The sequence below is a fragment of the Pseudoalteromonas luteoviolacea CPMOR-1 genome, from assembly GCF_001625685.1.
GTDB classification, from domain to species: Bacteria; Pseudomonadota; Gammaproteobacteria; order Enterobacterales; family Alteromonadaceae; genus Pseudoalteromonas; species Pseudoalteromonas luteoviolacea_K.
This window is the reverse complement of record NZ_AUYC01000029.1, coordinates 132453-143690: the sequence shown is the minus strand read 5'-3', so window position 1 is coordinate 143690 and position 11238 is coordinate 132453. Positions and strand designations below refer to the sequence as shown.

The 11238-nt window shown below is 43.1% G+C and carries 8 protein-coding genes; all 8 read left to right on the top strand.

Annotated features, from left to right (window positions below; translation table 11 throughout):
* The first annotated feature begins 198 nt into the window (after positions 1-198).
* The 8 genes from N473_RS12490 (at position 199) to N473_RS12455 (ending at position 11232) form a co-directional block, all read left to right on the top strand.
* Positions 199-888: a DNA-3-methyladenine glycosylase I gene (locus N473_RS12490; RefSeq protein WP_063368188.1), complete on the top strand. Its 690-nt coding sequence runs from the start codon at positions 199-201 to the stop codon at positions 886-888.
* A gap of 3 nt (positions 889-891) precedes the next feature.
* Positions 892-2322 (top strand): protein adenylyltransferase SelO, encoded by a 1431-nt coding sequence (locus N473_RS12485; RefSeq protein ID WP_063368187.1) that lies wholly within the window; start codon positions 892-894, stop codon positions 2320-2322.
* Entirely contained in the window at positions 2323-4125 is a 1803-nt protein-coding gene (locus N473_RS12480; RefSeq protein WP_081221138.1) for an ABC transporter ATP-binding protein, read from the top strand.
* Positions 4126-4242: 117 nt separating this feature from the next.
* Positions 4243-5301: an OmpA family protein gene (locus N473_RS12475; protein WP_063368186.1), complete on the top strand. Its 1059-nt coding sequence runs from the start codon at positions 4243-4245 to the stop codon at positions 5299-5301.
* 250 nt (positions 5302-5551) lie between these two features.
* Positions 5552-8149, top strand: coding sequence for a bifunctional aconitate hydratase 2/2-methylisocitrate dehydratase (gene acnB / locus N473_RS12470; protein ID WP_063368197.1), 2598 nt, complete (start codon positions 5552-5554; stop codon positions 8147-8149).
* 236 nt (positions 8150-8385) lie between these two features.
* Positions 8386-9333 (top strand): hypothetical protein, encoded by a 948-nt coding sequence (locus N473_RS12465; protein WP_063368185.1) that lies wholly within the window; start codon positions 8386-8388, stop codon positions 9331-9333.
* On the top strand, positions 9333-10310 hold the full coding sequence (locus tag N473_RS12460; RefSeq protein WP_063368184.1) for a hypothetical protein: 978 nt from the start codon (positions 9333-9335) through the stop codon (positions 10308-10310). Before N473_RS12465 ends, N473_RS12460 begins: the two co-directional genes overlap by 1 nt.
* A 289-nt stretch (positions 10311-10599) precedes the next feature.
* Positions 10600-11232, top strand: coding sequence for a 2OG-Fe dioxygenase family protein (locus N473_RS12455; protein ID WP_063368183.1), 633 nt, complete (start codon positions 10600-10602; stop codon positions 11230-11232).
* Positions 11233-11238: the final 6 nt, after the last annotated feature.

Sequence of the window (11238 nt, the reverse complement as noted above, 5' to 3'; positions counted from 1 at the left end):
CGCTAGCCTTTTGCACGATAATCACCTTGCGCAAAAGAAGCGCACTCACTGCGTTCGCTGTCGCTAATCTTTTGCACTAGGTAGTTCAGACGACACCTATATATTAAATATCCCTAGAACTATGGTGTGTTTAGTAGACACAATATGTGAGACTATTATTCATAATGATGTTGTAACTAATACGATAGTGGGGAAATCTTGACTCGATTTAATGAAATTTATGACAGAGCATGTGAACGAAAAGGTGGAGAATCTAATTTACGTCTTTTATTAGCTGAGCCACGTAAAGCAAGCACATTAAGCGCACTGTGTGACGATCTGTGGTTAGAAGAGTTTACTCGGAAAATTTTCCAGTCTGGATTTTATTGGTCTGTGGTTAATGCAAAGTGGGATGGATTTAGAGAAGTTTTTTGGGATTTTTCTGTTGATAAACTTCTTTATATGTCTCCTGAAATGTATGAGCAGCGTGCTCAAGATGAACGTATTATTCGCAACTATAAAAAGGTACAGAGTATCGCTATTAATTGCCATATGATTTATGAGCTTCAACAAGCGCATGGTTCATTCAGCAAGCTTGTAGCAAACTGGCCAAGTGATGACATTATCAACCTATGGTTACTACTTAAAAAGCAAGGTAACCGATTAGGCGGTAATACGGGGCCATTTGCCTTGCGAGCGCTCGGTAAAGATACCTTCCTATTAACAAAAGATGTAGAAGCCTACCTAAGAGCAAACAACATTATTGATGGTGGGCTACAATCATTAAAGTCGTTAAAAGCGGCACAGCAACATTTTAACGAGCTTCAACATCACAGTGGTTTTTCAATGACGGCGCTTAGTCAGTTAATTGCCTTCAGTGTTGGTGATAACGCAATTCAGAGTACTTAATTTATGTTTTATTCTAGGTATACACCAATTGGCGAGCAGTTTGCAGTTCCTGCTGCACCAACTGCTTTTAAAGATGCAGAATTAGTGCTGTTTAATTTATCGTTAAACACGCAGCTTGGCTTAAATTGGGATGCTGCGACAGCGTGTTTATATTTATCAGGCCAACAACCTTTGCCAAATACACACAGTGTATGTTTGGCCTATTCAGGGCATCAGTTTGGTCAATTTAATCCAACCTTGGGGGATGGCAGAGCACATTTAATTGGGTCATTTTTAACGCCTAATGGAGAAGCTTTTGATCTTCAGTTAAAAGGGTCTGGAGCGACTGTTTTTTCCCGAGGTGGGGACGGCTTATGTGCATTGGGTCCTGCTGTGAGAGAGTTTGTAATGAGCCGTGCTTTATCAAGCTTGGGCGTGCCTTCAACAGACTGCCTTGCTGTGTTATCAACGGGTCAAGCGGTATATCGCCAAGGGAGCCTGCCAGGTGCCGTTGTTGCTCGAACGGCGCGCAGTCACATTCGAGTTGGTTCCTTTCAATACCTTGCTTTACAGCAAGACGAAGAAGCGATGACTCAGCTATTAGAAATGGCAATGAAAGATATGGGTCTACAGCTGAGAGAGAGCCGTGAAGAAAATATTTATTCATTCTTTCAATCTGTTTGTGATGCGCAATGTGATTTGATGCTGAAGTGGCTACAGGTTGGTTTCATTCATGGTGTGATGAACACGGATAATACTTTAATTAATGGTGAAACGATAGACTATGGCCCGTGTGCTATGATGGAGGCTTTTTCATTTAATCGGGTATTTAGTTCTATTGATAGGCAAGGGCGTTATGCATTTGGTCAACAGCCCAATATGGCAAGTTGGAACTGTGGCCGTTTAGCTGAATCGTTATTGCTTTTATTTACGGAAGAGCAGCCTGCCATTGAACGATTTTCAGCGATTTTGGTGAATTTCTCGGAACGTTTTAATGAGGGTTACCAACAGCTGTGGCGTAATAAACTAGGTCTACTTCAAACACATAGTGATGACCAAACATTAGTCACTGAGTTGCTTGAACTCATGACTCAGCATGAGCTGGATTATACAAATACGTTTGCCTCTTTAACTGCGCTGAAATTGCATAAGCTACAGGAACAGTTTCCAGTAGCGGCCGTATTAGAGCCATGGCTTGTTAAGTGGCAAGCAATGACAGAACAATACGATGATGATCAGGTTGCAGCGATGATGACACGTTTTAATCCTGCAATTATTCCTCGCAATGACTTAGTTGAAGAAGTTATTAGCGACTATTATCAACAAGGTAAAAGTACACTTCTCGATACTTGGATAGAAGCGCTAAGCACACCCTATCAGTATGTGGTTTATCCTGAAAAATGGTTGAAGTCACAGCCTGATCCTAATCACTATCAAACTTTTTGTGGTACTTAAATGCAAAACACTGAGATGACAGGGCCATTGACGTGGAAAGAAATTCAGAGGCAAGTGCTAAAGCATAAAAAGCCACTTGTTTACGCACATATAATTGCACTATTAGCTGCACTGGTTAGCGTGCCAATACCTTTGATGATGCCACTTCTTGTAGATGAAGTGCTGCTAGAAAAACCGGGTGTTGCAGTAGAGTTCATGAGTGGGCTGTTACCTGATAATTGGCATGGCCCAACAGGGTATATATTAGCGATTCTCGTTGCCGTTATGCTGATGCGCATTGGCGCTTTATTACTTGGTGTAGCACAGTCTCGACAATTCACGATTATAGGTAAAGACGTTTCCTTAAATATTCGCCGACGCTTACTTGGACACCTATCTCAGGTGCGGCTGAAAGAGTTTGAAACACAGGGCGGGGCTGCGATCAGTTCTCGATGTGTGACTGATATTGAGACGTTAGACAGTTTTATTAGTCAAACGATGTCTCGCTTTCTGATCGGCTTACTGACAATCATTGGCACCGCGATCGTGTTGTTGTGGATCGACTTTACACTCGGGTTAATCATTTTAACCTTGAACCCTGCTGTCATTTATTTCTCTAGGCAATTTGGTAAGCAAGTTAAGCATCTGACTAAAGAAAAAAACAATGCCTTTGAGGCATTTCAAACGGCACTGGTTGAGACATTGGATGCCATTGCACAACTTAAAGCCATGCGCCGTGAACATGGCTATTTTGACAATGTGCTCAACGCGGCAAAAGACTTGAGGTATCACTCTGTGCAGTCCCAGTGGAAAACAGATGCGGTAAATCGCTTAAGCTTCACGGTATTTTTGCTTGGGTTTGAGGTTTTTAGAGCCATTGCCATGTTAATGGTGGTGTTTTCTGGTTTATCTGTTGGACAAATCTTTGCTGTATTTGGCTACCTCTGGTTCATGATGGGGCCGGTTCAAGAAATTCTCAGTATTCAATACTCATATTATAGCGCTTCAGCTGCATTACAAAGACTCAATCAAGTGTTGGACTTTGAAACGGAAACATCCCATGTTGGTACGACAAAAAGCGCAGCAGAGGCGTTCAATGCAGACAAAATTGGTATCGAGTTCAATCATGTGAGCTTTGAATACAATGAAGGTCAACCTATTTTGCATGATGTCAGTATGCAGATTTCAGCGGGAAAAAAAGTCGCCTTGGTTGCTGTGTCGGGGGGAGGAAAGTCAACGTTAGTTCAACTGTTACTTGGTCTCTATGAAAAGTCTGCGGGAGAGATACTCATTAATGGCATAGCAGCCGAAAAGATTGGTTATGACTTAATAAGAGAGCACGCTGTCACCGTTTTACAGCAGCCTATCTTATTTAACTCTTCCATTCGGGAAAATTTAAGTTTAGGTAAGCCATGTACCGATGAGCAGTTATGGCACGCGCTGGAAATTGCGGAATTGGCAGACAATGTAAAAAGTATGGATGGGCAGCTTGATGCAATTGTTGGTCGCAATGGCGTAAAACTATCTGGTGGCCAAAAGCAGCGCTTAGCGATTGCTCGTATGGTTGCGGCAGATCCTAAGGTGGTGATATTGGATGAGGCTACCTCGGCGCTGGATGTTGAAACAGAGGCACGTATTCATAAAAATTTAAATCAATTTTTAAATGGACGTACTACTTTGATCATTGCACACAGGCTGAGCGCGATTCGCCAAGCGGATATTATTTACGTATTAGACGATGGATGCGTTACCCAATCAGGCGATCATCGTACCTTGTTAGAAGAAGATGGCTTATATCAAGTTTTATTCGGACATCAAGGCTAGGTTCAGCTTTAATTCTTAACTAAAAATACTTATTTTGTGTTAAGTAATTATTAAGACATCGACTACTATTATCTTGCTATCAAAATAAATAAGTCTGGATTTTAGAGGGAAAAAACGATGAAACTTAAAATGCTAAGCGTAATTGTAGCAATGACTGCGGCTGCTTCTTTACATGCGAAAGAAGTAGAAGAAGGTGTTTACCTTGGTGTCTTTGGTGATTACTACAATGCTGATTGGGAAAACATCAGGGGTGTTGGTAATGGCGGTGTAGGTATTGATGACTCCACAGGATGGGGCGCTGAACTAGGCTATCGCTTTAACAAATATTGGAGTGCGCGTATCGAGTATGCGGATATGGATTTCGATTTGGAAGGGGCAGGTATAGGCTCTCAAGATGGTGACCGTTTAGGTATTGATGGCCTGTATCATTTCAATGGCGGTCCGTTTTATGCCTTGGCAGGCCTTAAGTCGATAGATATATTTGATAGCAATTTGTTTGCCAATGTAGGTGTTGGTTATCGCCATCACTTTACGGATAACTTTGCTGCTAATTTTGAGACTGCGATTTATCAAGGTCTAGAGCGCAGTTATACCGATGTCGGTGCGAAGCTGGGTATTAACTACATGTTTGGTGCTTCACAGAGCCGCCCCGCAAAAGTAGAACCTGCACCGCAGCCTGCGCCTCAACCTGTGGTCACTGAACAACCAAAAGACAGTGATGGTGATGGCGTGTTAGATAAAAAGGACCGTTGTGCAAATACACCAATGAGTGATGCGGTAGATGCTGCTGGGTGTAGCTTATATGAAAATAAAGAAGTCACAGTTAGTCTATTGGTGCGTTTCCCGAATAATAACTCTCAGGTGTCTCAGCAGTATTTGGATGACATAAACGCGGTGGTTGAATTCTTGCGTGCGCACCCAGAAACCTCGGTAGTGCTTGAAGGTCATACCTCAAGCTTGGGTAAGGCTGATTACAATATGTGGTTATCTAAAAAGCGCGCAGATGCGGTTGCTACACAGTTAGTTGAAAAAGGGATCGCTCAATCACGTATTTCAACCATTGGGTACGGTGAAGAACGTTTGATGGATAGCCGAGATACACAAGAAGCGCACACTGCTAATCGCCGTGTTGAGGCGAAGGTGATATCTGTAGAGAGGGTAAAAGTGAAAAGATAGCGTCTTTTTGGGCTGGATAACCCCTTGTTGTCCAGCCATAATTTAAACTTAAAAATAGTCACTTATCTACCCGCACCAGCCTTCTTTTAATATTCACAAAATAATAATCGGTATCTTTTGAGTCCACCACTTGCAAGACTTTCATCTTAGTGGCAAGTTTTCATAATCAAATGGTTAGATTAAAAGATAAGCAGTTATCAACAAACCAACTAAAATGCTTATTAAAACACGTCACCAAGAGGATATTACCGTGCTTCAAGAATATCGAAACCATATCGAAGAGCGCGCGGCAAAAGGGATCGTTCCTAAGCCGTTAGATGCACAGCAAACAGCCGATTTAATTGATTTAATAAAATCTCCCCCCGCAGGAGAAGAGGCATTTGTTTTAGACTTATTGGTGAATCGTGTTCCTCCGGGCGTAGATGATGCCGCCTATATTAAAGCTGGTTTTTTAGCTGCGGTAGCAAAAGAAGAAGCGTCAACACCGCTCATATCAAAAGCCTATGCGGTTGAGTTATTAGGCACCATGTTAGGGGGGTACAATATTGCGCCTATGGTGGAGCTGTTAGATAAGCCCGAACTTGCCCCCATCGCGGTTAAAGGGTTATCCAACACATTGCTCATGTTTGATGCGTTTTATGATGTAGAAGAAAAGGCTAAGAGCGGTAATGCATTTGCGCAACAGGTGCTCGAATCCTGGGCCAATGCTGACTGGTTTATACGAAAACCTGCAGTGCCCGAAAAAATTTCTGTTACTGTGTTTAAAGTCAATGGGGAGACCAATACCGACGATTTATCGCCGGCGCCTGACGCCTGGTCTCGCCCAGATATTCCACTGCATGCGCTTGCGATGTTAAAGCTGGATCGAGACGGAATATCACCGGATAAAAGCGGTGAAATAGGCCCTATATCTCAATTAGAGTCACTGAAAAGTAAAGGGCTTCCTCTGGCATATGTTGGAGATGTGGTTGGTACAGGATCGTCGAGAAAATCTGCCACCAATTCAGTGTTGTGGTTTATGGGTGAGGACATCCCTTATGTGCCGAATAAACGGGTCGGCGGTGTTTGCTTAGGGGGGAAAATCGCGCCTATTTTCTTTAATACCATGGAAGACTCTGGTGCGCTTCCTATTGAGTTGCCAGTTGAAAAGCTCAACATGGGCGATCAAATTGATATTTATCCCTATCAGGGGGTGGTTAAACGCTTTGGCACGGATGAGGTACTGTCACAGTTTACCTTGAAATCAACAGTTATCTTAGATGAAGTTCGTGCGGGAGGTCGCATTCCCCTGATCATTGGCAGGGGTTTAACAGACAAAGCTCGTGCGTCGCTTGGTTTAGAAGCGGAAACCATTTTCAAAAAGTCAGCGCAAGCGAACGACACAGGCAAAGGGTATACGCTGGCACAGAAAATGGTAGGTAAAGCGTGTGGAGTTGTTGGGGTTAGGCCGGGACAATACTGCGAACCGACGATGACCACAGTTGGCTCGCAAGATACCACGGGACCGATGACACGGGATGAATTGAAAGATCTCGCTTGTTTGGGCTTTTCAGCGGATTTAACCATGCAGTCTTTTTGTCATACCTCTGCTTATCCAAAGCCCATAGATGTCAATACACACCATACTTTACCGGATTTTATGATGAATCGAGGCGGGGTGTCATTGCGCCCAGGAGATGGTGTCATCCATTCTTGGATCAACCGTATGCTCTTACCTGACACAGTGGGGACAGGCGGCGATTCACATACTCGCTTCCCCTTGGGGATTTCTTTTCCTGCAGGTTCTGGGGCGGTCGCCTTTGCTGCCGCGACAGGTGTTATGCCATTGGATATGCCTGAGTCTGTTCTCGTGCGTTTTAAAGGGGAGATGCAAAAGGGGATCACATTACGCGATCTGGTGCATGCTATACCTTATTATGCAATTAAACAGGGGTTATTGACGGTTGAAAAAAAAGGCAAAGTCAATGCGTTTTCTGGCCGCATTCTGGAAATTGAAGGTGTGGAACATTTAACGGTTGAGCAAGCGTTTGAGTTGTCGGATGCGTCTGCTGAGCGCTCTGCAGCTGGGTGTACTGTGAAGTTGTCACAGAGATCAGTTGAAGAATACCTACGCTCAAATATTGTGATGTTGAAGTGGATGATTTCTGAGGGCTATGGTGATGTTCGAACCATAGAGCGCCGGATCTTAAAAATGCAGGGATGGTTAGAAAGCCCACATTTAATGGAGGCTGACCAGGATGCTGAGTATGCACATGTGCTCGAAATCAATCTAAATGACATTAAAGAACCCATTTTATGTGCGCCCAATGATCCCGATGATGCACGGCTATTATCGAGGGTGCAAAATGAAGAGATCAACGAAGTGTTTATTGGCTCTTGCATGACCAATATAGGTCATTTCCGTGCAGCTGGTAAGTTGTTAGACAACTTCAGTGGACAGATCCCTACTCGGATGTGGATAGCCCCGCCAACCAAGATGGACAGAGATCAGTTAACCGATGAGGGGTATTATGGGATTTATGGTCGTGTAGGTGCGCGAATAGAAACGCCGGGCTGCTCTTTATGTATGGGTAATCAGGCGAGAGTGGCAGACAAAGCCACTGTGGTATCTACTTCTACACGTAATTTTCCAAATCGTCTAGGCACGGGGGCCAATGTCTTTTTAGCGTCTGCTGAGCTGGCTGCGGTTGCTGCTATTATCGGTAGGCTTCCTACGCCTGATGAGTATCAAACTTACGCGGCAAAAGTGAATGCCACGGCTGCGGATACCTATCGCTATTTGAATTTCCATAAAATGTCGCATTACACCAAAAAAGCGGACAGCGTGATCATTCAGCAAGTTATCTAATTCCTTAAAAAGGCTCGTGATTTGCGAGCTTTCTTAGCCTGTTTTAGGTGTTTCAGCGCATCTTGTTTTTACGGTAAATCCCTATCTATGTCCTTGACTATAAAGACGTCTGTACTAATGTTTATATCATTCATTGATGTGAGCCATCAGTGTAAACACGTCTCTATCGGCCTGTAAGCAAGGGGTAGTAATGTTGTGCCTTGTGATACAAGACAATAACATTATCGGGGAAAGCCATGAAATACACACTTGCCTTGCTGGGTTTGTTTAGCAGCTACTCGCTTGCCGCTGCACCTCTTCCTTCCTTCAGTGAAGTTCGTTTGGGGTTTGAAAGTATTGATTACAGTGAATCGTTGGCTGATGTGGCTGGGTTCGGTCAGCTATCTCAGTCTATCTCCGTGTCTAATCCTGCAGTACGTCAGTTATCCTATACTGGGATCGATGAAGATTGGGGCTTCTACATTGGAAGCGCCGCGACTATCTCAACAGAAATAGACCAAGAAACCTGGTCGTTAAAAGACTTTGGGGCTATCCAGCAAAATGATTTTAAGGTCAAAGCGAACGAACTGGCTTTTACCGCAGCGTATAATTATCAGCGTGCAGTGCAGCTCACTGTCGGGATGAAAATTTTTACTTCGAGTTTTACACGATCAAACTTTAAGTTTGTAAATCCAGGTGCGACGCAGTTTGACGACGCGTTAAAAGCATTGCCTCGAGAAGAAGGTGACCCTGTCCCGCGTTTTGATTTACCCGGACAAACAAAAGACGGTGATGATGTATTGCAAGACAATCCTGCATCTTTGGTGCCTGTCATTTCGGTCACAGAAGATCAAATGGGTGTGTTGGCAACATTAGGTGCGCGATATGACAGCAAGTTGAGTCGTCCGTCAGACAAATTAAGTTGGTATATTGAAGGCGAGCTCAGCACCCCCGTATATAGTCGTATTCAGAATACCCAGTTTGAGACAACCACATTAACAGACAGCTTTAATGGTTGGGGCGTGATGGCAAGAACTGGTGTTAGATATCAATTGGTTGAGCATATTGCAGTTATGTTTGGGGTCGATGCTTATTACAAAGAAAGGGATACTGTGACCGAAGAAGTGAATGGTCGACGTTTGCGTGTTCCTGAAATAGAGTATACTAATGTTTCTTTGACCGCAGGATTACAATGGAGCTATTGATGCGCATGAAGTTTGGCATAGTCTTTGGGGCTTTGCTGTTAAACATGACAGGGTGTAAAACGTTAGATTCAGTTCAATCATTTGGTGGGTCCTCACCTTCAAATGAGCAAGTGCAAGCAGCATATGACCGTGCCGATGCGGCATATCAGGAAGCGCAACAGGCGATGTATTTAGCCAATGTGGAATCGTTGGTGGAATACGATCGTATACGAATTGAAAAAGCACAAAAGGAGTGGCGTGAACTTGAAAAAAACTTCGCAGGCTTGAAAGCAAAACCATTTGAAGCGCTTGATAGCGCCTCTTTTTTCTCTTCTCAAACGGTGAGTGGTGAGATTATTACGCTTAGCCAAGAAGTCGTAGCGCTGGTCGCGGGTGCGCAAGCGGCAAAGCAATTAATATTATCAGTACTGGAACCTGTGCGCTCTCACTTTGCAGTGCTAGACAAGTTTGCTGCCAAAGAGCACTTTCCTAAGCAATATCGCAAGCTTAGTGATACCCATAAAAAATTTAAAGCCATGTTGGTTAATGGCCAGCAACCTGAAGTGGAATCACGCTTAGAGCAATTCAATGCGCACATGACTGCATTAGAGATAAGCGCGGTTGAGCGCCATTACTTAGGTAAAATTAAGTCGCAATTACGTGTGATAGAGACATCACCGAAGGCAAAAGTTTTACCAAGTGTTGTACAGGATGCAGTTAATACCAGTGAATATGCCAAAGTGTACATCCAAAATAATGTACGTGATTACGAGCAAATAGAAGATAAAGTCCGCTTAGCTAAATTACAGGTATTGAGAGTGGAAAGCCTGTATCAAGAACATGTGATGCGTAAAAGTGCACTAAAAAATAATCAAGTGGAAGCGCAGCTTCTGACATTTGAAAGTCAATTATTAGCGTTGACCGAAAAAGCAGGGTTGGGCGATTTACGTCATCTTAGTTTCGTTGAGCAATTGGCTGCGGTGAAGGGGACACTTTAGCGTATTAGGCGTACGATTGTGCGGGAGTTACGCTATTTATTCTTACTAAATACAGTTTTTGCAATAAATAATCATGCACAGCTTATGCTTGATTACGCAATCTTGAGTGGCTGAGGTCTGGATACCTCAGTTACTAAATTTAAAACAAATGGCATTTTTAATCTAACATATATTTTTATAGGGTATATTTATTCTTGTTTTTTGATAAAAACAAGTTATTCAAAATCAAAATTTCCATCCAAATAGATTAAGATCTCTGCCAATTTTACATCTACAGGCAAGAGTAAGCATGACAGCAGTAAACAACCAGAATTTGCTTCAACTTCGTTTTATTCAACAATCACATATTGATTCAGTTAAACCGTTTTTTTCGCGTTTGCCAGATAACCCTTATGCTGATGGTGCATTTCGTAAACGCCGTTACTCCGTATTGAAGTTTGCCGAAGGTAATGTGTCTATCCAGCCAACAAAGGCATTCGTACAAGATGATTCGATTAACCACTTTCAAGGCAATGTGGAACGCGTGTATGAAAACTTAGAGGCGGAGTTATTGCAGAGCGATGGTTTTAAGCATCTGCTGTCTGAGTTTAAAGCAATGACCGGTGTTGCAGACGATACAGATATTGAAGTACATCAGTTTAGAATGTTGGCAATAGAGAGCGATACACCTCCTGCACCAGAAGGCATTCACCAAGATGGTTTTGACCATGTATGTGTATGTGGCGTGTCTCATGAAAACATTGCTGGTGGCGAGCTTCTTGTTTATGAAAACAAAGAAGCGGAGCCTTGTTTTAAGATGGAAATAAAAGATGGCCTATTTGCACTTGTGAATGATCGTGAAGTTTGGCATAACGCCACACCGATGAATAAACTCAATGCCGACCAAGTTGGCTACTTAGATTGTTTTGTATTTACAGCATAAAGAGGT